Raw genomic sequence first — 23,542 nt, 5'->3', positions numbered from 1 at the left:
AAAAGGGCTAATACCGATAACGTCATCAGCCTAAGTAAACTCCAAAGGAAGAGCCAGATAATCAAGCTTAGATCGAGCCACTGGATATTTAGGGTGGAGGGTAACTGATTTATTTAGGTTTAAAGAAGGATCAGTAAACAAGATAAATAAAAACTCTTACTTATATTATAAAATCACGATAACATTAATTTCACACAGTAAGACATACTGTTACTAACGAAATCCAACTTAAACGATAACTGTATTAATATGAATTTCAATATTGAAATGACAGCCACATAAATGGAGATTGAGCATTGCCCCAAGAATTATACTTAATCAGTCTTGTACTATCTTGTCTAGCCTTGATTGTTTCTGGAATTACGGCTTGGCTTACTCTTTTCCGTAAGGGTGAGTTAGTGATGACTCAACCGACAGTAATATTTTTTGGCCCTGATGGTTTAAACTTTGATGGATCAAAGAGCAAAGTTTTTCTTCGCACTCTGCTATACAGTACATCTAAACGCGGTCAAGTATTAGAAAGCTTACATCTATCTATTCATCGAAATGAAACTAAGCAAAATTTTAGTATTTGGGTGTATGGTGAAAAAGGTAGCCTTAAAAGAGGCAGTGGTTTATTTGTCCCTCAAGAAGGCATTACCGCTGATCATCATTTCTTACTTCCGGTAGATGGTGCCAATTTTGAATTCCTAGCTGGTAAGTATCAAGTTTTTGTATTCGCTAAACTTGTTGGTGGTAAGAAACCAATAGAACTGTCTAGGCTTAATTTAGAAATTAACGAGACTCATGCAATTGAGTTGGCAAAGCCAAATTCTGGTATATATCATGATTGGAGCCCTGACCAGCAAACTTATTACTCCCATATAGATAGAAAAGCAGAACCTGAATCCAGCATGGATCAATTATTACGTGTCATGACTAAAAAGCAGACTGAGGTATAAATGATTATCTGTTTTAAACATTATTCTGATATTGAAGCTTTAGTATTTCCACGGTTAACTGGCTCTTATCAGTAATGAACTTAATCGATCTAACACTTCTTTTTGTAGTCATTCTTGCCGTGTTATCCATTGTTTGGAGTACGCTAAAGACAGGGATTTCTCCGATGATGAGCTCAAGTAAAGCACGTGATGCCATTCTTGATGAATTAGAGTTAGAGAAAGAAGGGGCTGTTATTGATTTAGGCTCTGGTTGGGGTACGCTTGTTATACCACTTGCCAAAAAGTATCCCAATAAACAGATCGTAGGTTATGAATTATCTTTACTGCCGTGGTCAGTTTCAGTCATTTTGAAACACAGTTTAGGCTTAGATAACCTTACTATTCATCGTAAAGATTTTATCAATGCAGATTTTGATACGGCTTCGAATCTTGTGTGCTACCTCTTCCCCGGAGCAATGATAGCGCTTCAAGATAAGTTGGAAAAAGAAGTGGTTAATGAAGTAACGATTGTGAGTAACACCTTCGCCCTGCCCTCATATAAACCAACAAAAGTTACCAAGATTTCAGATTTCTATCGTTCACCGATTTACGTGTACCACTGGCCTCAAAAGTAATTTTTACTTCTACAATTTTGTTACTCCTGCGTTGCTCTGTCTTTTTAGACAAATATTAAGGGCAAAATATAAGGCAAATACATTTTAAGTACTCCAGCAGGCTGACTATCCCCTTTGAAACTGTGGAAAATAGAATTGAATGCAAAATGACGTAAGCCCGACATGGATGTAGGGCTAGGTTCAGTGGTACATGGATGTACCATCTGAGCCGTTAGGCATTTATTTCATTCTATTTGGAACGCCTAGCTTCGTTGGGGCGGCATAGGGGATTCAAAAGGGGAAACTGCTGGAGGTTTCCTCTTTTGGCGGTGTGGAGTGCAACTCCACGACTTTATAAACTTCAAAGAAGTTTTACTCTGACTATACAATGATGCTTTGCATCAAAGAGTCATTTGAATACCGACATACAAAACTGTCGTTGCTATGTTTCCAGCCTTCGCAGGATAAGACGGCAATTAAGACTTTTTAACGAACTGAGTAATGATCACAATTCGAGTACCATTCACCCTACCTTCAATATGTTCAGGGTTATTGGTCAATGAAATGTTTCTGACAGGAGTACCACGTTTTGCAACAAAACTTGTACCTTTCACGTTCAAATCTTTGATGATTACCACGTTATCACCAGCACTTAATACTGCGCCGTTACTATCAACGTGTTTAATCATATCTTCTTCTGCAGGCTCTTGGTCTACCCAAGCTTGAAGCTCTTCATCAAGGTACAACATGTCTTTTAAATCTTGTGCCCATGTCTCTGCATTTAAACGGTTTAGCATTCTCGCAGCCAACACTTGAACAGCAGGAACTGTGCTCCACATACTATCGTTTAAACAACGTAGGTGGTTAACATCAAAATCTTCTGATTTAGTTACTTGCTCAGTACACGTTGAACATAAAGCCACTTCATTAGCAGCCTGACCATCAGAGTATGGAAGCGCAAAAGCTTCTAGTGATGTTTCAGCAGAACATAATTCGCATTTGCCAGCACTGCGGCTTTGTAAATTAGCGGGTAGAGACATAATAAAACCAAGAGTGAAAAATTTTGCCGAATGTTAACACTCTTATTAAGCGATGAATACTCGGCAAGTCGCATTTTCTGATTGTGCCAATATTTGGGTTATGGGTAACTATACCAATTGCTTTTATGGGTTCTCCAAATTAAGCAAATGCTGTTTCATTTCCAAGCCGTAAGCATAACCCGTTAGCTTACCGCTTTTTCCTATGATGCGATGACATGGGATAATTATAGCAATATGATTAGCGCCATTAGCCGCACCAACCGCCCTAACCGCTTTTGGTCTTCCGATCGAATTGGCAATATCACTGTAACTTAAGGTTTCGCCATGTTGAGTATTCATAAGCGCATTCCATACCAGATGCTGAAATTCAGTTCCTTTTGGAGCGAGTGGGACATTGAAATCAGAGCGCTTTTTAGCAAAGTATTCTTCAAGCTGTTGCTTTACTTGTTTCAAAACAGCTTCGGCTTTAACTTTTGCTTTGGATTCAACAGAAGCTAACTCACTAATTCTATTTTTCTCACACGTTAAATGAGTTAGACCATACTCACTCGCCGCAAGAAATAAAGTACCGACTGGCGAAGAAAGCTCCATTGCTGCACATGGCGAAGAATATAGGTTAACCAAAGTATTTGTTGTCATTTTATCTATGCCCATTCTATAAGTGCCAAAGTTGAAAAGTTAAATAACTGCACCAAGGCTGTGCATCTTGCTTCATTATCTCAAAAAAATCATCAAAGCTTTGTTTAGTATCACTTTGTTCATGCAGTGCTTTTAGTTTATTTTTGACGACTAAATCTGTTGCTAAAAAAATGTTCGGATTGCCTAAACCACGCATTTTTGCATAATCTACTGTCCAAGGGCCTATCCCTTTTAGTGATAAGCAGTCATCAAGGTTGACTCGTTTGTTATTGGTAAAATATTCAGCCACGTTTCTGATTGCTTGCTTTCTTGCACCCGGCATTTTTAAAATATCTATGCTTGCTTCTTGAAGAGAGTGAGGATGAGGAAAGAAGCGAAGCTTAACGCCATTAACAAACTCTGCCTCACCGTATTCATGAACAAGCTTACTGAGTAATTTAACCGCTTGAGTAATGGAGACTTGTTGCCCTAAAATCGCTCGATTTATCGCTTCAAAATCACTGCCTGCTCCAGACACCCGTAGACCTGATTTAAGTTCCATCTCCTCAGGAATTGCATTCTTTAGGGTATCTTCTATTTGCTCAATATTGGCATCGAGATCCAATATTCTTCTAACTAATGAATTGAGTTGATACAGGTTCTTAACCTGTGATCCTTCTGCAAAGTAGAAGCTGACTTTAAAGCCATTTTTTTCTGGCATATGTTGAGCCGAGAAGTAACCTCTACTTTCTTCGAAACAAAACGTTTTATTGTAAATAACGTCATCATCAAACCATTCCATTTCTTCAACAGCTCGAGTTTGAAGAAAACCCCTCATTTTGTCCCAGTTATAGGGCGGACGATAATTTAAAAATAACGTTAAGCCATTCTCCGTAGATGCCGCTTCATTTTGGGTTCGAGTTCGAGTTTGCGTTGGTGTTAACCCTAATTGGGTCTGGAATTGATGATTAAAGTTACGAACACTTTCAAAACCCGCATTGAGTGCGATATGTGTAATACCAAGATTCGTTTCATGCAGTAGTTTTTTGGCAAACAATAGTTTTTTATAAATAATGTATTGTTTCGGTGACGTGCCTAAATACTTTTTAAAGAGCTGCCTTAAATATCGAGCGGTTATCCCAAGGCGATCTGATAACGCTTCTAAGTCAATGGACTCACCTGTAGAAAACGCTTCTTCGATTAATGCAATAGCACGGTTCAATGTAGTTTGTGTGCCTAACCAAGCAGGCGATTGTGGTGCGCTGTCTGGTCGGCACCTCAAACACGGCCTTAACCCTGCATTTGCAGCAGCAATGGCAGTCTTAAAATACTCTACATTTTCCTCGTGCGCTGGCGGCGCTGGGCAAATAGAACGGCAGTAAATCCCTGTTGACTTCACTCCGGTAAAAAATAATCCGTCAAAGCGGGGATCGCGAGCCAATCGTGCCCGTAAATATATTTCGTTCTGATTTGATTCCATTACACTACTCGAAAACCCTTTGGACGCAATGTAACGGAATCAAATACAAAGCACTAGCAAAAAACGGAACTGAACCATAATTTCCTATTATATCGATTTTGCTGGTTGTATTCGCCCGAATTTCACTAGGAGAAAAGCTGATGTGCGGTATAGCTTTGTTTGATCGATAAAATGTATAGAGTCAGGATCCTGTGATTGACTTGAAGTCATAAATATATCTGCTTCAGGTTTCTCATCTTTGAACATCAGTGCCATTACAAAACTAGAAGCATAATTAATTCTATATCTCTGCAACGATTTCCCGTTCTCATGCAGAGTCGATAAGGTCGAGTTACCTTCCTGCTTACCAACTGGTATATGATCAATATAATTAAGTGCTTTGTAACTAGCATCACTGATAAGGTTTGATTGCTATTCGCCAATACCAAAATATATTGAACGCTCTGATTTTATCTTCAAAATTTGATCAGAAAGCGTACATAAATTTTCTTTAGATTGAGCAAAACCAATTCCAAACCCTAAATTTTTGAAGCTACTGGCTGTTATATGGGGCACACCATATTTGGTGTAGGTAATAACTGCATGGTATTTAGGTGAGTTTTTGGCCTTACTCGCTCCACTATTATTTATTGCCACAACCAAATAGAGAAAGAGTGAAAAGCATTGGACCTAGAAATAAGGAAAATCGTTGGGTTAATGTTCTCAACTTAAATACCTCTTAATAGAATATAAAACGAACATGAACACTCCTTGTATCAATAGATGGTTTTCCAATCTTTTTTCATATCAACAATCGTCCAATGATGAGTTTTGCCGTATTCAAGGGCTTTATCTAATTTGCCTACTTTTCCTTTTCTATCGTAAGCCCATTCTCTTTTTGCATCAGTATGATGAATTAATCCACTTAGATGTAGACCTTTCGATTCGTCAGTCCATCTGAGCATACTCATATCATCGTCGGAATTACCAAATGCGATTATTGGTCTAATACCGATTATCGAATCGATATTTAGTACCTTGTTATCTTGGATGTTATAAAACATGGAATCATTTTTATAAGTAATAGCTAGGTTTCCATTATCTTGAATTAAATTTTTACCGAATTGAGTGCCAATAACATGAGTTGGACTGACACCAACTAATTGCTGAACAATGGGTCTAACAAAGTCTGTATCTGTGCCTGTAACAATGTAAACCTTAAAGCCATTTTTCTCTAAATATCGAATAAGCTGCTTCATGGGTTTGTAAGCAGACGATTTAAATTGTCGATGAGATTGTGGATTTAAACTTTTATCGAACCAATTTAAAACATCTTTTTGATAGTTATCTTTCATTAACCCATTGTGTACCGTAAACATAAGCTCCTTGTCATGCTTAAGTATATATTCACGAGATTTTTGTGGTTCTGCTGCAGAAATACCGCTGGTCACTAATGCATCTTTTCGCCATTGAGAAGACAGCCGACTTGAAGAGTTAATCTCTAACAGCGCAAAATACAGTTTTGAGTACATTGGTTGCTCAGGTATTAATGTGCCATCTAAATCAAAAACTGCTATTCGCTCTTGCTTGCTAACATAAAATTTTGATGTTGTATCTGTAACCTGTTTTACAACAGAAATGATCGATGATTTAGCATATCCTTTATTCCAAGATGAGAGTGGACTCCCTTCTGAAGCGATTGATAATGAGCTTAAAAGACAAGCTCCCAACATGGATATCAATAAACGTTTACCGATGAAATTGTTCATCTAAATGTCTCTGTTAGTGGGTGCATCAAAAGTTTATAAAATCAATCCTTAACTGCACTTTAACGAACGATATATTTAAAAATATTCTTGCTCAAACTAACAGTGTTTTTATTGGTAAATACTCTGTATGCTTAATTAAATTCTGAATTATTTCATGTTGTTTTTGCTATGTTTAAGCTGTTCGAATCGTGGGTTAAGCCACTTTCAAATAATGAAGTATCTCGCCCTCCTAATGGGCTCTACGCTTTCTGCCGTCACTACACTAAAGGTTATGAACTTCCTCTGGTATTCATGTCAATATTAACCGCCAGTGTTGCCATTCTCGAAGTTTCACTCTTTGGTTTTATGGGGCAACTCGTCGACTGGTTAGTCGAAAAAAATCCTGATACGCTCTTTCAGGAAGAAGGCAGTAAATTATTGTTGATGGCGGTACTGACTGTAGTCGTTATTCCTGTTTTATCTCTACTGCACGGTTTAGTAGTATATCAAGGGTTGATGGGAAACCATCCTATGTCCGTCCGTTGGTTAGCTCACCGATATCTTCTCAAACAAAGTGTCTCATTTTATCAAGATGATTTTGCTGGACGTGTAGCAACGAAAGTCATGCAAACGTCTTTAGCGGTTCGAGAAACCGTTGGTAAGCTATTAGATGTTCTGATGTATATCGTTGTATATTTTACTGCGATGTTAGTCATGATAGCTTCTGCAGACTGGCGATTACTCATCCCCATGTTCGTTTGGTTAGTGTGCTACATTGCGATACAGTTGCATTTCGTCCCTAAGCTAAAACGAGTTTCAACTGAGCAAGCAAATGCTCGTTCCACGATGACTGGGCGTATCGTTGATAGTTACACCAATATCGCAACCGTGAAACTGTTTGCTCATACCGACAATGAAGCTGCATATGCAAAATCCAGTATGTCTGACTTTCTTAAAACAGTTTATAAACAAATGCGGCTGGTCACATGCATCAATGTTAGCGTTCAAACCATCAACTACCTCTTGGCTTTTTTCATTGCTGCCATTTCCATTTGGTTATGGACTGACTCAGCGATCTCTGTTGGGGCAATCGCCATTGCTGTGAGTTTAGCGCTCAGATTAAACGGCATGTCACAGTGGATTATGTGGGAGGTTAGCTCTTTATTTGAAAACATAGGTACTGTTACTGACGGTATGAACACATTAACAAAGCCGATTGACATTGAAGATGCGCCAAACGCAAGCAATCTAAACGTGACCAATGGCCATATTAAATTTCAGAATGTTAACTTTCAATATAAAGAAAATAAGTCTGTTATCGATAACCTGAATTTAGACATCAAGCCGGGTGAAAAAATTGGCTTAGTCGGCCGTTCAGGCGCTGGAAAGTCGACACTCGTAAACTTATTGATGCGCTTTCATGAGGTCAAAGACGGTAGTATTTGTATTGATGAGCAAGCGATAAATACCGTTACACAGGACTCTCTGCGAGCTCAAATTGGCATGGTAACTCAAGATACATCACTGCTTCACAGAAGTATCCGCGAGAATATTTTATATGGCAAACCCGATGCGACTGAAGAAGAGCTTCAGATAGCGATCACTCAAGCTCACGTTAAAGACTTTTTAGATAACTTGTCAGATCCCGATGGAAATATCGGATTGGATGCACAAGTGGGCGAACGAGGCGTTAAACTTTCAGGCGGTCAACGACAGCGTATTGCTATAGCTCGAGTGTTACTGAAAAATGCTCCCATCCTTCTACTTGATGAGGCAACATCAGCGCTGGATTCTGAAGTTGAATCCGCTATTCAAGATAACCTGTATCAATTAATGGAAGGCAAGACTGTCATTGCCATCGCCCATCGTCTTTCAACGATTGCTGCGATGGACAAGCTGATTGTGATAGATGAAGGTAAGGTTGTAGAACAAGGAAATCATAATGAGCTTATTCAGCTTGGTGGTATTTATGCCCAACTGTGGGAACATCAAACTGGTGGGTTCTTAGGCATCGAGTAATCACTTACTGACTAAACCTCTTATGTGCTAGATTTGAGTTTGGCATGTAAGAGGCTCCTTTCCCTTCAATGGCTGTAGATGCATAGGCATTAGCATACTTGATTGCAGTTTCAAATTTACCGTGTTCACAATAGTAGGCAGCAAAAGCACCATTAAAGGCATCTCCAGCACCACTGGTGTCGATAACGTTTGCTTTAAATGGCTCAATAAAACCTGAATCTCCACAATTGAAATAATAAACGCCCTGCGCACCCAAGGTAATAATAATCATATTAATGCCATACTTTGTATTAATCACTTGAGCGGCTGCTTTGGCTGTTTCTTTATCAGTCACTTCTATACCTGTTAACTCAGATGCCTCCGTTTCATTTGGAGTGAGAATATCGACATCCTTCAAATAAGGCTCGATTTCAGGTTCGTAAGGAGCAGGATTAAGCAATACTGAAACCTTATTCTGTTTCGCGATTTCTATGCTTACGGCAATAGCTTCAATATTATTTTCTAACTGAACAGCGAGAAGATGTGAATTTTGAATATCTGACTTTCTTTGTAGAACCTCACGTTTAGTAATGTCTTTGTTTGCACCAGAGATTATGACGATTAAATTTTGACTATCTGACTCCCTGATAAAGATTTGAGCAATCGCGGTACTTTTGTCAGAAGTTAAAATCTGCGTCTCAATCGATTCTCTTTGTGCTAAATAAGTGCGTATTTGTTCACCGAATGGATCGTTACCTATTTTGCAGAGCATCATCGTTTTTACATTATTTTGTGAGCACGCATAAGCCTGGTTCGCTCCTTTCCCGCCACAAGCAAACACACTGTCCGTTGTTGAGATGGTCTGCCCTGACTGAGGAAACCCCTTCAAATAAGATAAAATATCGAGATTAACTGAAGCAAGAAAAAACACTTTAGACATACGTTACTCCGACTATACCCATGATACCTGAAGATGCATGTTCCAGGACTTTTTTTGGTATCATGGGTATAAAAAGGCCATTGTCGTTTAAGGTATCTGTACCTTAACTAAACAATGGCCTATTAAGTATTAATACTGACAACGAATATTATTCTTCTTCTGAAGCCTTCATTTTTATTAGCTTGTCTTTAACCACACTTTTCAGTCGCGTTAAGCCCCACCTTTCCCCTTCGGCTATAGCTGCGTCAACATCTCCACCATTAGTGCTAAAATCATGCAACGCAACGAGCGCACCTACCCGATTCGCACTTGAGCAATGAACAAAAACAGGTTCATTGCCAACTTGCTTTAAAACCTCTGCAAGTTTAGTCGCATTCATTGTATTAATCGCTTTAATGCCACTAGTTGGAATAGAGTAATACTTCATTCCCAATTGTTTGACTAACTTAACTTCATCGAACGTTTGTTCTTTTTGCGTTCTTAAACTCACAATATTCTTAACACCAACACGTTTTAACCAATCGAGCTGCTCTTCAGTGGGTTGTCCACCCGAAAACTGATGTGAGTTAATCACCTTTAGATTTTTAACGCCTAATTGCTGTACTTTATCCACTTCGATTCCTGAAGACGCACATGCTGAAACGACTGTCATTAACACTAGAGTGAGCATTAATTTGATTTTGTTTTTCATAACCTTTCCCTGTAGTGGCTTACCATCATTAATCATAGTTAGAAATGAGTGATTACGAAACATAAAAGCGTCATATTGTTATGTTAATTAAAAGATCACTACATTTATTTTTCCGTTCTTACTCAGCTTGCACCCATATATTAAATAACCATTATATGTGAATAAAAAATCTTAACAGCTGTAGACAAACACTTCAAAAGTATTGTCTATTAAATTAATGAGTTGTGTTTTTAAAGAGGTTGGAAATGTCTGTAGGTGCTATTCCCACATTAATTTATCAAAACGGAACAATTCAAGGTGAATTACAAGGCTGTGATGACCAACAAAAGTATCCTAATGTTGATTCCAAAGGATATATAAATACTCAATTAGCTAATTTGGGTGAAAAAAACTGGTGCTGGGCTAGGGTAAATTTAGTGAAACCGTCAAACCCTAAAGACCCTGATGGCCAAAATTTCCGCCTTCATAAAAAGAATTACGAAGCATGGATTAAACGAGAATCAACTCAAACGACATCTAGTGAGGAATCGAGTGTAGAAAGTTCACCTAAATATACATACACGATAAAATATGGACTTACTAATTTATGGTCAAGAGAAACCCCTGAGACAAGAGCCTTAGAGGAATATTATCAAGCAGAATTTCAAGGTACTTCTTCGAGACAACGAGCAGCCAGCACTTCAGCTGAGACTCCTTTGGAGACACAAAAAAACTATCAAAGTTTTTCAGAAGGTACTGGTGTACGTGGAATAAACGATGACTGGGATACCATTAAAGAAATTTCAGAACAAGTTGATGGTTCGTGGCAACTTGAATTTACTTGCGGAGATACTGGTGAGCAACAATTGAAACTTGCAGATTCAGATTATTCCGAAGAGAGTAACTTTGGACTTACTTCTGACCAATTCGATGAATACAACGGATCAGGTATACCTCTAGATACTGAAGTCGCCATTCACAATAGAAGTGACTCTCAGAATATTATCTTTTCAGGCACAGAAAATAAAACATATACAGTGATATTTAAAAAGACTGACAATCAAACTACTGTCGAATTTAAAAAGAAAGAAAGCTAAGAACTGCTTAGCGAGACAGATATTAAGAGTGAAAGCTAAATACTTTCACTCTTAATAATTTAAATACCTTTTACTTCACCACTCACTTTCACTAACTCAGGTTTAGTTTTCCCATGCCCTTTTGAAGTAACATTCCCTTTTACATTAGTCAGTCTAACCTTGCCGGTTTTGCTAGTAAAAGTAACATTGCCGTCAATGTCCTTTAATTCGATATTTCCAGATGTATCTTTGATTTTTACGTTTCCGCCTATATTCCTCAAAGAAATATTACCTGACTTATCAACTAAACGAACCGACCCGTCGTGATTCATCACATCCAGATTTCCGGAGCCGTCATTCAAAGCAATAGTGCCTTTTCTACTAGAAATTAAAATATTCCCACTTCCATCATTAAGCTTTAATTTACCACTCCCGCCAGAAATTTTTATATTGCCAGAGCCATCGTTTAAAATCGTTTTGCCTTTTACGTTTGCTATTTCGAGATCACCCGAACCATCGAGTACTTTTAGCCCTTTTTGGAGCCCAGATATTTTGATGTTGCCAGAAGTATCACGCAAATCAAGGTATAAGTTTTTAGGCATATTTATAACCAAATCAATCGAGCCACGATGACGTTTTGATGGAACGCCTTTTTTATAGCCCGCTTTTAAAGTAATCTTCTTCGTTGTTTCTTTTATGTAGAACTGCATATCGTCGGCAAAGTGTTCTTTTGCATCTGACACATCGCCAGGCACATTAACTTTTGCTGACACCGTTATTTTGGAAGACGAAACAGGTTTGACAATTAAGTTACCTGCGCCAGCAAAAACAAGGAGTTTGGTCGCATCTTCAACCTTCACCTCTTTTGTATCTTCCCAAGTAGCAGCTTGTGAGCTGTAGCTGATTACATTTAACATAGTTACAGCCAAAGCATAACGAAGACATTTCATCATTTAAGTCCATTTATAAATTAGAATACGTGCTCTAAGTTAGCTAATTTTTCTGCTGATCACAATTTACGGAACGAATGAAGATTAATTTTTTTAATAAATACCTTAGACTTTGTAAAAAAACGTTCTTACTCGAAACCAATTCATAAACATCAAGATTGATAAAAAATCATACATTTCGTCATTTAAACGATCTTTTAAATAAGATTTTGTTTACAGAAAATCGCTTATTTTCTTAGCTTATTAACAATGAAAACTGAAAAGAAACGTAAAGCGTGAATAACAAGTAAATTCCTTGTTTTTACGGTTAAATACCACCGTCAATTGCACGTTCTTTTCACTATTGCACCTAGTTAAACCATATGGTTATATCCCCGCCTTGTGAACCCGCTCTTAAATATATTAAGAGTGAGATACAGAGCACGAAATCAATTTTACAAAGACACTCTGAGTTCGGTTTAGAGTCCAAGCCCTCAATTGTTTAAGTCTTTCGTTCGCTCATGCGTTCACACCATAAAATTATCATAAGCGTTTGGGAGAAAAAAAATGCAAGCTAATTCTCTATTAGCAAAAGCAATTCGTGTTGCATTAATTTCCAGTGCAGGATTGGCAACCATCGCCGTAGGAGTTGCTCAAGCAGCAGGCGAAAGTGGAGATAGTAGTGTAGAACGTATTCAAGTTACTGGCTCACGTATTAAGAGAACAGATCTAGAAAGCGCCAACCCGGTTACAGTATTGGATGCCTCAGATTTATCTAATCAAGGTTTTACGAATGTTCAAGACGCACTTGAAAATTTGAGTGCGACTACCGGTGCTGTTACCACTCAGTCTGTACACGGCTTTACTCCAGCTGCTACAGCAATCAGTTTAAGGGGTGCAGGTGCAAATCGAACACTAACCTTAATAAACGGAAAACGATTAAATCAGTACCCTAGAGCATTAGGCGGGACAAGTAACTTTGTCGATACTTCGAGTATTCCACTCGACGCAGTCCAAAGAATTGAAGTACTCCAATCAGGTGCATCTGCCATTTATGGTGCTGATGCTGTGGGTGGCGTAGTTAATATCATTCTAAAACGTGACTTTGACGGATTTGCCGCTAAATATCGTCGTGCTGGTACAACAGAAGGCGGTGGTGGAAGCGATAAAGTCTCCATTTCCATGGGTAGTAGCTCTGATCGAGGCAATGTATCTAACTTCACTGAATTTAGTTCAAACGAACAGCTGAAAGCCAATGAGAGAGCTAATTTTGGTATTAACACCGATAAGGTCCCTTATAGTCCGTTTTCTAGTTACAGTTCTTACGGTGCAAGAATAGCTGGTGGCCCAGTCGGTTCGGACGTAAGACAACTGACTCCTGAACAATGTCAAAATTTGGGTTTATTTTACGATGTTGCTAACAAACGATGTGGTTATGACCGTTCTATGCAACGCGATTTAGCTCCAGAAAGCACTCGTTTCAACAATACGACTCTCTTCAATTATGAGTTGATGGATGACTTGACAATGGTAGGTCGTCTTGATTTTTCTAAAACAAAATCAACAACTCGCATTGAACCGAGTTCAAGTGATAATATTGATGTAAAAGTCTCTGGCGGTGAACTTGATGTATCTCAAGTTCGAAGTGGCTTAGATGACTCAGAAGCAAATAGATTTACAAAACATTTCGATGATAAAACCTCAGCATTGAACGGCGATTTTGCAAATGCTGCCGATGGTGACTATTACTATATTCGCCGCTTAAACGGACTTGGCCAACGTGTTGGCGAAACCAATGGCGAAAACTATTACGGCTCACTAGGCCTAGAGGGATCGCTTGGTGATAATTACAGTTGGGATGTTTCAGGTAACTATGGTAAGTCTTATATCGATGTCTATAACCACGGATATACCACTTATCAAAAAATGTTTGATTATGTCACAGCAGGTGACAACGGCAACTCATTGCTAAGTAACATTCCTGATGACGCATTAGCTCAAATGAGCTATTCACCTTATCAACGTGCAGATTCTTCATTATTAAATTTCCAAGCCAACATTACAGGTCCAGCATTTGAATTATTTAATGACCAAGAAGCTGACTTTGCTTTTGGTGCTGAATGGTCTAAACAAGATTACAATGCAAACTCTGACTCTGAGTCCATGTTAGGAAATGTCGTCGGAACAGGTGGTTCATCCGGCCAAGGGGATCGTCGCTTCTGGGCAACCTATGGCGAATTAAAAGTACCTGTATTGGATGAATTAACATTCGATCTTGCAGCACGCTATGATAGATACAGTGACTTTGGTGGCAACGTAACACCATCGATTGCCGTTGAGTATCGTCCAACCGATGAATGGTTACTCCGTGGTTCTTGGAACCGAGTGTTTAGAGCACCAGATATGCAACGAGTATACGGAAATCCTACTCAGGGCTTTAGTACCGTTGTTGATTTCAAGAAGTGTGAAGAGCTGGGCGGCATTCCAAATACATCTTATCCAGATGATCCTCAAAAGAATACAGTTTGTAACGAACTACACATTAATAGCACGACAGGTGCTAACCCAGACTTAAAACCAGAAAAAGGCTATACCGCAAATATCGGTGCAGTATATGGTGGTGATCAACTCAGTGCCTCTGTCGATTTATGGCAATGGAAGCTGGATGACATGGTTAACCAAGTCAGCGCATCACGTCAAGCGAGAGAATATGCGGCCTATGAATCAACCATTACTCGTGATGCAAGTGGTACGATTACACACATTCAATCCACTGCTCTGAATCTGTCATACCAAGAAGTCAGAGGTATAGATGCTGAACTAGGCTATGACTTTGATCTGAACTCTCTTGGAGAGTTAAAACTCATAGGTAGAAGTACTTACTTATTGAAGTCAGAAAGCCAGTTAGATTCTGTTTCACCTGTCGACGATGACATTGATGATGGTGGACTTCCTAAACTTAAAGGTAATATCGTTGCCACATGGAATTACGGTGATTTTACAACGGCTTTAAGTGGTTATTACACCGGGCGTCACCATGGTGTGAATTACAAGTCATTTAAGGAATCTGCTGAAGAAAATAATGAGAAATTCAAAGAAAGTGATTATGAAGTAGGCTCCTATTTTAGATGGAATTTAACTGGAACATATCACTATAACGATGATATCGATTTCCAAACTGGTTTGCTTAACATGTTTAATAGAGGACCTAACTTCGATCCAACTGACTCCTCATGGCCTCATTATGAACGCTCACTATTCAACGCTGTTGGTAGGCAGTGGTTTATAGAAGCCAGCGTTAAGATGTAATTTCTTTGTCCCATAAATAAAGCCGCAGAAGCGGCTTTATTTTTATCGGAATTACTTCTTTATTTCTTTTAAATTTTTAAAATTTTTCATATATTGGATATAGGCTAATACATCATCAATTTCTTTTTCTGTCACCTTTCCAAAATTTGTCATTCGATTTCTTGCCCTAAATGAAGATGGATCTTTTATCCAAGCTTTTAAAAAACTCATACTTCGATATTCGGTAATATTTTTCGGTATATTCAACTCAGGTCCAATCGTTCCACCAATAAGATTAATTGAATGACAAGCCATACAACGAGTCTTAAATATAAAATAACCTCTTTCTACCTGAGCAGTTAATTTATGTTTAGGTTTCAATGCAAAATATTGATCATATTTTGTATTAACGGATATCTGTGAAATCGCAAAAGGCCAAGGAAATGCCTCATAAGAATCAGGCTGCTGCCACATCAAATAAAAGGGGGCGGGATCAGTAATTTCTTTCCCTTCAGCCACGAGACTAAACACCTCACCATTTTTTGTATTCAATTCTTCAAAAGCGAGCCATGGCTCAGGAAATCGCTTTAAAATATTTTTAGACATTACGGCTTCATAACCATCTCTTGCGATAAACGAAATTTGACTGGAAGAATGAATGTCTATTTTGCCCAGTTTCGCTACTTCAGCAAATTTGAATGCCCGGTAAGTGATGGTTTTTTTATAGGCAGGATTAAAAAGTGTCACCTCATAGGCAGGAACATGTTTTTGTATATCTTTGAGTTTAATTGTCTGTGACTTGCCATCAATATCGAAAGTTAATGAAGCATTCTGGTCTAACTGAGCTTGAACACTTGAAATGTGAAAGAGTAACAAAAAGCTTAAACTCACCAGTTTGAAACAGTTCATTCTATTACCTGCATCTATTCGGTCGAAAACATGAGTATAGTTTCAATTTCTACACTCATCTTTTGTTACCTAGATCCCAATTTTTTCTCACGGATTCTTTAAGCTGTGACTTCTTTAACGATGATTTAGAACTGCTTGTGATAATATCATTAACAGGTAAATTGGTATTACCAATTTTAATTTTAGCTGTACATGAGATGCCCGATACTCCATATATCAAGGCTATCTAAAACGTACATTATCGTTCTTAGGATGAGTAGAATCACAAGTTCTTCTCGGAGTAACAAATGACTGAAAAAACTGCTAACCATAATACGGAAGAAGCAAGTTATCAGGAGCTTCACCGCCCTGCTTCAGAATTCGAAACCAGAAATGATTATCTGGAACACGAATTAAAAATCATGAAACCACGTCGTTGGGGGTTGAATCTCCCTGGTCGTGATTTTCGTTTTGAATGGGAAGATCTTGTCCCTGCTATTGCGGGTACCATTGGTATCACAGTAATGTACTCCGCCGTTATGGCGGCTTGGGCTTCGGGGTTAACCGAAAAATGGCCTAACGTTAATTTAGGTGCAGATTTCGCCATCCAAGTTATGCGCGTCGAAATGCTCATCCCTGCACTACTTTTCTGTGTTGTCAGTTCTGGCTTTATCAATCCACGTGCCAACCTCGGTGGTAACCATGGGCCAATGATCCCGCTCATTGGTACCATCGCCCTTGCTGGAGCTCATCCATTAGCACTAGCCATCTTAATTGGCATCTTTGGATTAATACTCAGTTGGCTTAAGGGCGGCTCGCGGCTTGTTAATTTAACCAGTAGTGGTGTAGCAGGCGGTCTACTGGTTTACCTCGGTTTCATGGGGGCAAAGAGCCAAATCACCTCTTTATTTGATTGGTCGGCAGGCTTACAAGTAAAACATGCTTTGGATTACTCACTCTCTTATGTTGCGTTTGTAATTTTGCTGGTTAACGTAGTGATTTATGCTTATTTAGCTAAAGTAGAAAAACGCTGGCTTGCGATTCCTCTGTGCAGCATTACTGCTATTATTCTGGCTTTCGCACTAGGTGCTGGTCTTGATCTAGAATTTGTTACCGCTCCAGGTCTACCAAATCTGAATCCTGTTTACTGGTGGGGTTCAACAGAAACGGGTTGGCAGCTAGGTTTACCTAATTTGTCTCATTTCATCGCTTCATTACCTTTTGCTATTTTAGCGGTTGCGATGTGGTCACCTGACTTTTTGGGACATCGTATTTTCCAAGAGCTGAACTATCCAAAAGGTGCAGATAAAGTACTGATGGACGTTGATGACACAATGACTACATGCTCTTTGCGCCAAATCGTTGGTACTGCAGTCGGTGGTGGTAACATCACTTCATCTTGGGGTACTTATATGATCCCTGCGGCAATTGCTAAACGCCCTATTCCAGCAGGTGCAATCTTGCTTGGTTTGATGTGTATTGTGGTTGCCATTGCAGGTTACCCGATGGACGTAGCAGTTTGGCGCCCAGTTATGTCTATTGCTCTATTAGTGGGTGTATTTTTACCTCTTCTAGAAGCAGGTCTACAGATGGTTAAAGATAGCGTCAGCAGCCAAGCGGCTGGCATTTGTATCTTTGCTGCTTTTGTTTCTAACCCTGTATTAGCGTGGGCACTTACTATGTTCCTCGATAATAACGGACTCATTGGTGACAAAGAGAGACCAAAAAATCTATCTTTTGTTGATAGAATCGTCATTCCAGGTCTAGCATTTGTTATCTGTTTAGCAGCGATGCTCGCCGTAGGTATGATTAAAGGTATTCCAGCTATTATCTAATCTGCTCATAAAAAGAACATGCTCACTACAAAAATGAGATAAAGCATCAAGTTTTATCTCATTTTTTGCTTTTTAAGCTAATTTACTCTTATCCAAGCCAATATTTCATATATAATTATGCCGACCAAGGGGTGTTCAGCTTTTCTCTAAATGAAAAATGCTCGAACTGAGATCACACCCTTAGAACCTGATCCGGCTTATACCGGCGTAGGAATGGAAATTATATATTCGGCAGCGACTTTCTGTTGAATCTTCATATTTACTGATCCCGCTCAGCCGGATCTCAAATTTTAATTTTTGAGGTCCTATGTTTACCAAAAAAACTTTCAGCCATAAGCTCACTCCACTGGCATTGTCTGTTGCTACTGCCTTTTCTGGCCAAGTTTTCGCACAAGATAATGATGCTAATATTGAAGTTATCAAAGTTACTGCTGATTTTCGTAACCAAGAGTTATTAACTTTGCCAGCTAGTGCAACCATTATCGATGCTAAGCAAATTGAAGATGAAGGTAATCAACATTTTGAAGATGTGTTGAACTCTATTGCTAACTTCAACTGGTCTGGCGGTAGCTCTCGTCCTCGTTATTTCCAAATTCGTGGTGTTGGGGAACAAGAAGACTACCAAGGAGCGCCGAACTCTTCTGTTGGCTATGTGATTGATGATATCGACTTATCTGGTTTAGGTATGGTTTCAAGCATGTATGACCTACAACAAGTAGAAGTACTGCGTGGTCCTCAAGGTACACGCTACGGTGCAAATGCTTTGGCAGGTTTAATTTACCTAAAGAGTAATGACCCTGAAGCTGAACGTGAACATGGCGCGGAAGTGTCATTTGGTGATGACAACTTGCGTACATTCAGTGGCTATAGCACAGGCGCTATCAACAAATCTGAAACCTTACTGTATCGTGCGACGATTCAGCAACACGACCAAGATGGTTTCCGTGACAACACCTACCTTGGACGCAGTGATACCAACAAGCGTGATGAGTTTACTGGCCGCATTAAACTCCGTTGGTTAGCGACAGATGATTTAACGGCTGATTTAACGGTTCTACATGCTGATTTTGACAATGGTTATGATGCGTGGACGTTAGACAATAACGGTTTCAAAACAAACACTGATCAACCAGGTGTTGATAACCAAAAAACTACGGGCACAAGCTTAAAGCTGAACTACACAGGTTTTGAAAAGTTCAACCTCACCTCTATTACCTCTTATGCAAGTACTGACCACCAGCATGCTTATGATGGTGACTGGGCTAACCCTGATTATTGGGCAAGTCGCAACTGCGGAACCGCAGAAGCACCAGAAGCTTGTGAATACGATTATCTTTGGGATAAAAAAGGCGACCGTCGTACGATTTCTCAAGAATTCCGTTTCAGTTCAAATGAAAACGGACGCATCTTCGCTGACTCAACGGATTGGTTAGTTGGTGTGTATGCTATGAACCTGAAAGAAGACAACGATCTTTACTCAGAGTACAACACATGGCCTGATGAAGTGATGCAATCAAAGTATAACGCAACCAACTACGCCGTATTTGCACAGCTCGATTCAAACTTAGGTAATGGCTATAACCTCTCAACAGGTCTAAGACTTGAGCGCCGTAATAGCGAATATTCAGATACTAATGGTGACGCATTCAAGCCATCTGAAAGCATGTGGGGCGGTCATATTGCGTTAAGTAAAAAACTATCGAACCAACACAGTACCTATGTACGTGTCGCTCGTGGCTACAAGGCTGGCGGCTTTAACATGAGCTTACCTGCAGAACTTGCAGACAAGAAAGAGTTCGATACTGAAATCCTTTATAACTATGAAATAGGCTTGAAGTCGTTCTGGTTAAATAACGATTTATCGACGAATTTGTCGGTGTTCTATATGGATCGTCAAGATCAGCAAGTATCAGCATCACAGCAAGATCCTGAAAAACCGCAGCGTTTTATCCTATTTACTGAAAATGCGGGTAGCTCGAAAAACTACGGTGCAGAGCTAGATGCTAAGTGGCAAGCTACCGATAACCTAGAGTTTTACGCAAGCATTGGTTATTTAGAAGCAACTTATGGTGATTATATTTATAAAGATAAATACGGTTCACCTGTCGATCTTTCTGGCCGAGAATTAGCGCATTCACCAAAATTCACCAATAGCCTTGGTACAACTTACCGTGCTGATAATGGAATTTTCGTAAACTTGCATACCAGTGGGAAGAGCAAATTCTTCTACTCGGATAGCAATGATTCACAATCAAAAGGTTACCAAATTCTAAATGCTCGTGTTGGTTATGAAGCCGATGGTTGGGGTGTTTACTTATGGGGTCGTAACTTATTTGATAAAAAATACGGCGTGCGTGGTTTCTACTTTGGCAATGAGCCAGACTTGGGTTGGGCTGATAAGCAATACATCCGCTATGGTGATCCACGTTCTGTTGGTGTAACAGCTAACATTAAGTTCTAATTGGAAATTAGATCTATCTACCGCATTAGTATGTGCTGATGCGGTATCATCTTATTAAATCATTCCTGAGATCTAAAAAAATGAAACTTACCGCTGAAATCAGCATGTATCCATTTAAAGAAAACTACATTGAGCCAATCCATTGGTTTATCCACCAACTCGATAATTACCCAAACATTAAGCGAGTGACTAACGCCATGGCAACTCAAGTACAAGGTGATTATCAAGACGTCATGTCAATGCTCGCATCAGAAATGAAAGCCGCCCATGAGAAATATGGTAAAGCGGTTTTTGTCTGTAAGTTTATTGGTAGCGAATTAGATTTAAGTCACACAGAGTAATCTCTTCAAAGGCACATTATGGAACTATTGCAAACTATGTTCGGAGAAATGCAAGCGATGACCCTTTGGGAGTCGCTTGCCGTTGTCCTAGCTCTCGCCTATCTGCTTCTGGCCATGAAAGAAAGCATTTGGTGTTGGCCCGCTGCATTCGTCAGTTCTGGAATTTACATGGTAATTTTCTGGAATGTGAATTTGTATATGGAAGCAGTACTGAGTCTATATTACGTCGCAATGGCGGTTTACGGATACTGGATGTGGACACGTGGTGGACAACAACATCATGGCGTGAGTATTACATCATGGCCTTTAAAAACTCATATGAGTATCATTATTGTTACTGGCGTTATCGCCCTTATTGTTGGTTATATGATGGCAAATAACACCGATGCTTCCTTCCCTTATCTGGACGCTGCAACGACATGCTTTGCAATCATGACCACTTATTTGGTTGCTAAAAAGATATTAGAAAACTGGTTGTATTGGATTGTGATTAACTCTGTTTCAATCTATTTGTACCTCAACAAAGAGCTGATGCTTACCTCAGCCTTGTTTGTGCTGTATGTCATTTTAGCTTTCGCTGGCTACATGCAATGGCAAAAGAGCAAAACCCGACAGGCAACGGCTTAGACTTTTTTTTACGATGATGGCAAAACTTACTGAGTTTTGTCATCATTAACTCTAGTATCACTAACCACTTCTGAATTTATGACCTGCTCACAAGAACATTGGCCAATCGAGTTAATCAACTTCATAAAAGAATGTGAGCAAGAAAGAAATCTCAATTTAAATGCACTTGAACCACAACTAGAGCTGATTGCAGATGGGCTGAGCAATAAAAACTATTTATTAAAAACTCAAAATTGTTCCTACGTCATTCGTGAAAACTCGCCTCAGTCGAATGCTATGTGTAACAGAGATAATGAAGTCATATGTTGGCAAACCGCAGCAGCACAAAAGTTAGCCCCTGCACTTATCTGGTTCAATAACGATAAAAGCTATTATTTAAGTGAGTTTATCCGTCAACCTGCAAATAAGATCATTGAAGCTAATGCCACTTTCAACTTATTAAATCAACTGCAACAGCTACCGAAGCCAGAGCGAGAAATTACCAGCCAGAGACAGTGGCAAATATACCAGTATCAACTTAATCAACTTGTTGAAGATATTGAGCTGCAATTAAAAGTCACTACGATCCATAAAACCGAATTTAAGCAATGGATGCAATTCGTTCAGTTTCTTAATGCTAAGCAGACAAACTTTAGTGCTTGGACTGATGACATTCTCGCCTCAACAAACGAACTCCAGTTCAGTCATAGAGACTTGAACCCTGACAACCTATTAATCAGAGGCGATAGGCTTATTTGTATTGATTTTGAGTACGCTTGTGCGGCTGAACCAGTCTACGACATTGCCTCAGCGATAGAATCCAATCACTTCTCGGCGCTTGACCAACAATGGTTGACAGAAAAATATTTTGCTAACAACAAAAAGGCGAGTTCAGACTCAACTAAAGTATTTCCGGCAATGCAAAAAGTTTATTGGGGATTTTTCTATTATTGGGCAGCCATTATGGCTGGGGAAACCTTAAAACAAATGAACGTTAAAAGCAGTTCTGCTAAGCTCGAAGGTTTCAGTCGCTATCTAAATTATCAGCATCAATACCAAGGAAAGATATAAATTTCTAAAATGCTGACTTAACGGTTTTTTTCTTTTTAGATGTAGCAATAATACCCATATCTTTGCAGTCATTGTCTATTTCTTTTCGGTTGTAAATTTTTGAATTTTGCAACCTCTTATTTTCCAGTCAGCAACTTCAGCTCCTCTTTTTTTACCTTGCCGTCGCTCCGGAAAAATTGCTTTCTTACAATATCACACCATTCTTCTTCTGTTTGAGTTTCAACTGAGGATAGGCAAAGTTCAGCTACTTCCGTTTGTTTGTTGGCTTTGGCTAGTACGTAAAGGTTCGGGTTTCTATTTTCTTCGGTTTTGTAACAGTAGTTCGAGTTCTTGAGTTTTTACTGTTAATGCTTCTAAGGAACGAGATAAGCCTTCAGGTGATTTATCGATATCATATTCTTCCAATACTGCAGACAGTTTTATGCAGCAATTGTTCCGTACTCACTGATTTCACTATAAACCTGAGATACTTTTTCATCACTCACGTCTATTCCTAACTTACCGAAAACTAAATTTATCAAGTGCTGATTGAACTTACGACGTTTCCATGAGGCGATTGATATGACCGTTTCACCAGTAACATTTTTTGCTTTAATATCTTCAAATTTGAGTACGTTCAGCGCTGAAAAAGAAGCATTGATATGCGTGTGAATGGCTTCTTTATTCCTAGCCTGGCAATCCATCAGTCCGGTGAATTGCTTAGCATCTCGGAATACAAACTCGATTTGAAATCTGGAGTTGTACATCGCTATTATTGACAGAGCATCAAGAGTGGTATCAGTTGAAAACAACAGGACTCGACTGATTTTATTCTTGTGTCTATACAACATCATGACGACTCTTACATTTATTTTTAAACACCTGCAGTAGACAATAGAACTATACACATCAACATTATCATCTATTGTATTGACGCGATTGAATCGACCAAGCTCTTTTTCAAAAAGGACTTTCCCATCAAATTTTTTAGGTCGGCCACGGCCTGATTGTCTTCCTGTGTACAACCATGTTAAATCAGCGTCGGTTCTCAACTTTCCTAT

21 protein-coding genes and 1 riboswitch are annotated in these 23,542 nt (G+C 39.1%); of the genes, 10 read left to right on the top strand and 11 right to left on the bottom strand.

Annotated elements, in window-relative coordinates; translation table 11 throughout:
• The first annotated feature begins 296 nt into the window (after window positions 1-296).
• On the top strand, window positions 297-941 hold the full coding sequence (locus tag JQC92_RS15020) for a hypothetical protein (protein WP_205000402.1): 645 nt from the start codon (window positions 297-299) through the stop codon (window positions 939-941).
• Between the two features lie 74 nt (window positions 942-1,015).
• Window positions 1,016-1,555, top strand: coding sequence for a methyltransferase (locus JQC92_RS15015; protein ID WP_205000401.1), 540 nt, complete (start codon window positions 1,016-1,018; stop codon window positions 1,553-1,555).
• A 455-nt stretch (window positions 1,556-2,010) separates the two neighbouring features.
• Here the strand turns inward: JQC92_RS15015 and JQC92_RS15010 are convergent, their stop codons facing one another.
• From JQC92_RS15010 to JQC92_RS14985, 6 genes are all read right to left on the bottom strand, one after another.
• The gene (locus tag JQC92_RS15010) at window positions 2,011-2,574 is read right to left on the bottom strand and encodes a PhnA domain-containing protein (protein ID WP_205000400.1); all 564 of its coding nucleotides are present in this window, start codon (window positions 2,572-2,574) and stop codon (window positions 2,011-2,013) included.
• A gap of 123 nt (window positions 2,575-2,697) precedes the next feature.
• Window positions 2,698-3,213 (bottom strand): methylated-DNA--[protein]-cysteine S-methyltransferase, encoded by a 516-nt coding sequence (locus tag JQC92_RS15005; RefSeq protein ID WP_205000399.1) that lies wholly within the window; start codon window positions 3,211-3,213, stop codon window positions 2,698-2,700.
• Window positions 3,214-3,229: 16 nt separating this feature from the next.
• Window positions 3,230-4,672 (bottom strand): DNA-3-methyladenine glycosylase 2 family protein, encoded by a 1,443-nt coding sequence (locus tag JQC92_RS15000; protein WP_205000398.1) that lies wholly within the window; start codon window positions 4,670-4,672, stop codon window positions 3,230-3,232.
• An 87-nt stretch (window positions 4,673-4,759) separates the two neighbouring features.
• Window positions 4,760-5,029: a penicillin acylase family protein gene (locus JQC92_RS23220; protein ID WP_420851323.1), complete on the bottom strand. Its 270-nt coding sequence runs from the start codon at window positions 5,027-5,029 to the stop codon at window positions 4,760-4,762.
• Between the two features lie 54 nt (window positions 5,030-5,083).
• Window positions 5,084-5,308, bottom strand: coding sequence for a penicillin acylase family protein (locus JQC92_RS14990; RefSeq protein ID WP_205000396.1), 225 nt, complete (start codon window positions 5,306-5,308; stop codon window positions 5,084-5,086).
• 119 nt (window positions 5,309-5,427) lie between these two features.
• Entirely contained in the window at window positions 5,428-6,420 is a 993-nt protein-coding gene (locus JQC92_RS14985) for an HAD family hydrolase (RefSeq protein WP_205000395.1), read from the bottom strand.
• Window positions 6,421-6,588: 168 nt separating this feature from the next.
• On the opposite strand from JQC92_RS14985, the gene JQC92_RS14980 reads away from it, so the two are divergent.
• Entirely contained in the window at window positions 6,589-8,418 is a 1,830-nt protein-coding gene (locus tag JQC92_RS14980; RefSeq protein ID WP_205000394.1) for an ABC transporter ATP-binding protein, read from the top strand.
• A gap of 4 nt (window positions 8,419-8,422) precedes the next feature.
• On the opposite strand, the gene JQC92_RS14975 is transcribed toward JQC92_RS14980, so the two are convergent.
• Together JQC92_RS14975 and JQC92_RS14970 are read right to left on the bottom strand one after the other, a co-directional pair.
• Window positions 8,423-9,337 (bottom strand): ribokinase, encoded by a 915-nt coding sequence (locus tag JQC92_RS14975; protein ID WP_205000393.1) that lies wholly within the window; start codon window positions 9,335-9,337, stop codon window positions 8,423-8,425.
• A gap of 148 nt (window positions 9,338-9,485) precedes the next feature.
• A complete protein-coding gene (locus JQC92_RS14970) occupies window positions 9,486-10,028 on the bottom strand; it encodes a protein tyrosine phosphatase family protein (protein ID WP_205000392.1) in 543 nt (180 codons plus the stop codon).
• Between the two features lie 245 nt (window positions 10,029-10,273).
• Here JQC92_RS14970 and JQC92_RS14965 point away from each other — a divergent pair, with 245 nt between their 5' ends.
• On the top strand, window positions 10,274-11,104 hold the full coding sequence (locus JQC92_RS14965; protein ID WP_205000391.1) for a hypothetical protein: 831 nt from the start codon (window positions 10,274-10,276) through the stop codon (window positions 11,102-11,104).
• A gap of 59 nt (window positions 11,105-11,163) precedes the next feature.
• Here JQC92_RS14965 and JQC92_RS14960 read toward each other — a convergent pair whose 3' ends face one another.
• On the bottom strand, window positions 11,164-12,036 hold the full coding sequence (locus JQC92_RS14960) for a DUF4097 family beta strand repeat-containing protein (RefSeq protein ID WP_205000390.1): 873 nt from the start codon (window positions 12,034-12,036) through the stop codon (window positions 11,164-11,166).
• A 543-nt stretch (window positions 12,037-12,579) separates the two neighbouring features.
• On the opposite strand from JQC92_RS14960, the gene JQC92_RS14955 reads away from it, so the two are divergent.
• On the top strand, window positions 12,580-15,321 hold the full coding sequence (locus tag JQC92_RS14955) for a TonB-dependent receptor plug domain-containing protein (RefSeq protein WP_205000389.1): 2,742 nt from the start codon (window positions 12,580-12,582) through the stop codon (window positions 15,319-15,321).
• 51 nt (window positions 15,322-15,372) lie between these two features.
• On the opposite strand, the gene JQC92_RS14950 is transcribed toward JQC92_RS14955, so the two are convergent.
• On the bottom strand, window positions 15,373-16,209 hold the full coding sequence (locus tag JQC92_RS14950) for a c-type cytochrome (RefSeq protein ID WP_205000388.1): 837 nt from the start codon (window positions 16,207-16,209) through the stop codon (window positions 15,373-15,375).
• Window positions 16,210-16,496: 287 nt separating this feature from the next.
• Between JQC92_RS14950 and JQC92_RS14945 the strand changes: the two genes are divergently transcribed.
• From JQC92_RS14945 to JQC92_RS14925, 5 genes are all read left to right on the top strand, one after another.
• The gene (locus JQC92_RS14945; RefSeq protein WP_205000387.1) at window positions 16,497-18,023 is read left to right on the top strand and encodes a DUF3360 family protein; all 1,527 of its coding nucleotides are present in this window, start codon (window positions 16,497-16,499) and stop codon (window positions 18,021-18,023) included.
• Between the two features lie 117 nt (window positions 18,024-18,140).
• A riboswitch (TPP riboswitch) is annotated at window positions 18,141-18,254 on the top strand.
• A 76-nt stretch (window positions 18,255-18,330) separates the two neighbouring features.
• A complete protein-coding gene (locus tag JQC92_RS14940) occupies window positions 18,331-20,484 on the top strand; it encodes a TonB-dependent receptor (protein ID WP_205000386.1) in 2,154 nt (717 codons plus the stop codon).
• Window positions 20,485-20,564: 80 nt separating this feature from the next.
• The gene (locus JQC92_RS14935) at window positions 20,565-20,825 is read left to right on the top strand and encodes a YkoF family thiamine/hydroxymethylpyrimidine-binding protein (protein ID WP_205000385.1); all 261 of its coding nucleotides are present in this window, start codon (window positions 20,565-20,567) and stop codon (window positions 20,823-20,825) included.
• Between the two features lie 36 nt (window positions 20,826-20,861).
• Entirely contained in the window at window positions 20,862-21,452 is a 591-nt protein-coding gene (pnuC, locus tag JQC92_RS14930; protein ID WP_338049517.1) for a nicotinamide riboside transporter PnuC, read from the top strand.
• Window positions 21,453-21,530: 78 nt separating this feature from the next.
• Complete coding sequence (locus JQC92_RS14925) at window positions 21,531-22,502, top strand: phosphotransferase (RefSeq protein WP_205000383.1); 972 nt, start codon at window positions 21,531-21,533, stop codon at window positions 22,500-22,502.
• 419 nt (window positions 22,503-22,921) lie between these two features.
• On the opposite strand, the gene JQC92_RS14920 is transcribed toward JQC92_RS14925, so the two are convergent.
• The coding region (locus JQC92_RS14920; protein WP_205000382.1) for a transposase at window positions 22,922-23,542 on the bottom strand (621 nt) is incomplete at its 5' end.

It is taken from the genome of Parashewanella hymeniacidonis, from assembly GCF_016900895.1.
Classification (GTDB): Bacteria; Pseudomonadota; Gammaproteobacteria; order Enterobacterales; family Shewanellaceae; genus Parashewanella; species Parashewanella hymeniacidonis.
Note: the sequence above shows the minus strand (reverse complement) of the source record. Positions and strands in the feature narration are given on the sequence as shown.

Excerpts from the sequence above, each read along its gene's own strand:
- JQC92_RS15015 (WP_205000401.1), top strand. The coding sequence starts at position 1,016 with ATGAACTTAATCGATCTAACACTTCTTTTTGTAGTCATTCTTGCCGTG.
- JQC92_RS15010 (WP_205000400.1), bottom strand. The coding sequence starts at position 2,574 with ATGTCTCTACCCGCTAATTTACAAAGCCGCAGTGCTGGCAAATGCGAA.
- JQC92_RS15005 (WP_205000399.1), bottom strand. The coding sequence starts at position 3,213 with ATGACAACAAATACTTTGGTTAACCTATATTCTTCGCCATGTGCAGCA.
- JQC92_RS15000 (WP_205000398.1), bottom strand. The coding sequence starts at position 4,672 with ATGGAATCAAATCAGAACGAAATATATTTACGGGCACGATTGGCTCGC.
- JQC92_RS14985 (WP_205000395.1), bottom strand. The coding sequence starts at position 6,420 with ATGAACAATTTCATCGGTAAACGTTTATTGATATCCATGTTGGGAGCT.
- JQC92_RS14980 (WP_205000394.1), top strand. The coding sequence starts at position 6,589 with ATGTTTAAGCTGTTCGAATCGTGGGTTAAGCCACTTTCAAATAATGAA.
- JQC92_RS14975 (WP_205000393.1), bottom strand. The coding sequence starts at position 9,337 with ATGTCTAAAGTGTTTTTTCTTGCTTCAGTTAATCTCGATATTTTATCT.
- JQC92_RS14970 (WP_205000392.1), bottom strand. The coding sequence starts at position 10,028 with ATGAAAAACAAAATCAAATTAATGCTCACTCTAGTGTTAATGACAGTC.
- JQC92_RS14965 (WP_205000391.1), top strand. The coding sequence starts at position 10,274 with ATGTCTGTAGGTGCTATTCCCACATTAATTTATCAAAACGGAACAATT.
- JQC92_RS14960 (WP_205000390.1), bottom strand. The coding sequence starts at position 12,036 with ATGATGAAATGTCTTCGTTATGCTTTGGCTGTAACTATGTTAAATGTA.
- JQC92_RS14955 (WP_205000389.1), top strand. The coding sequence starts at position 12,580 with ATGCAAGCTAATTCTCTATTAGCAAAAGCAATTCGTGTTGCATTAATT.
- JQC92_RS14950 (WP_205000388.1), bottom strand. The coding sequence starts at position 16,209 with ATGAACTGTTTCAAACTGGTGAGTTTAAGCTTTTTGTTACTCTTTCAC.
- JQC92_RS14945 (WP_205000387.1), top strand. The coding sequence starts at position 16,497 with ATGACTGAAAAAACTGCTAACCATAATACGGAAGAAGCAAGTTATCAG.
- JQC92_RS14940 (WP_205000386.1), top strand. The coding sequence starts at position 18,331 with ATGTTTACCAAAAAAACTTTCAGCCATAAGCTCACTCCACTGGCATTG.
- JQC92_RS14935 (WP_205000385.1), top strand. The coding sequence starts at position 20,565 with ATGAAACTTACCGCTGAAATCAGCATGTATCCATTTAAAGAAAACTAC.
- pnuC (WP_338049517.1), top strand. The coding sequence starts at position 20,862 with ATGTTCGGAGAAATGCAAGCGATGACCCTTTGGGAGTCGCTTGCCGTT.
- JQC92_RS14925 (WP_205000383.1), top strand. The coding sequence starts at position 21,531 with ATGACCTGCTCACAAGAACATTGGCCAATCGAGTTAATCAACTTCATA.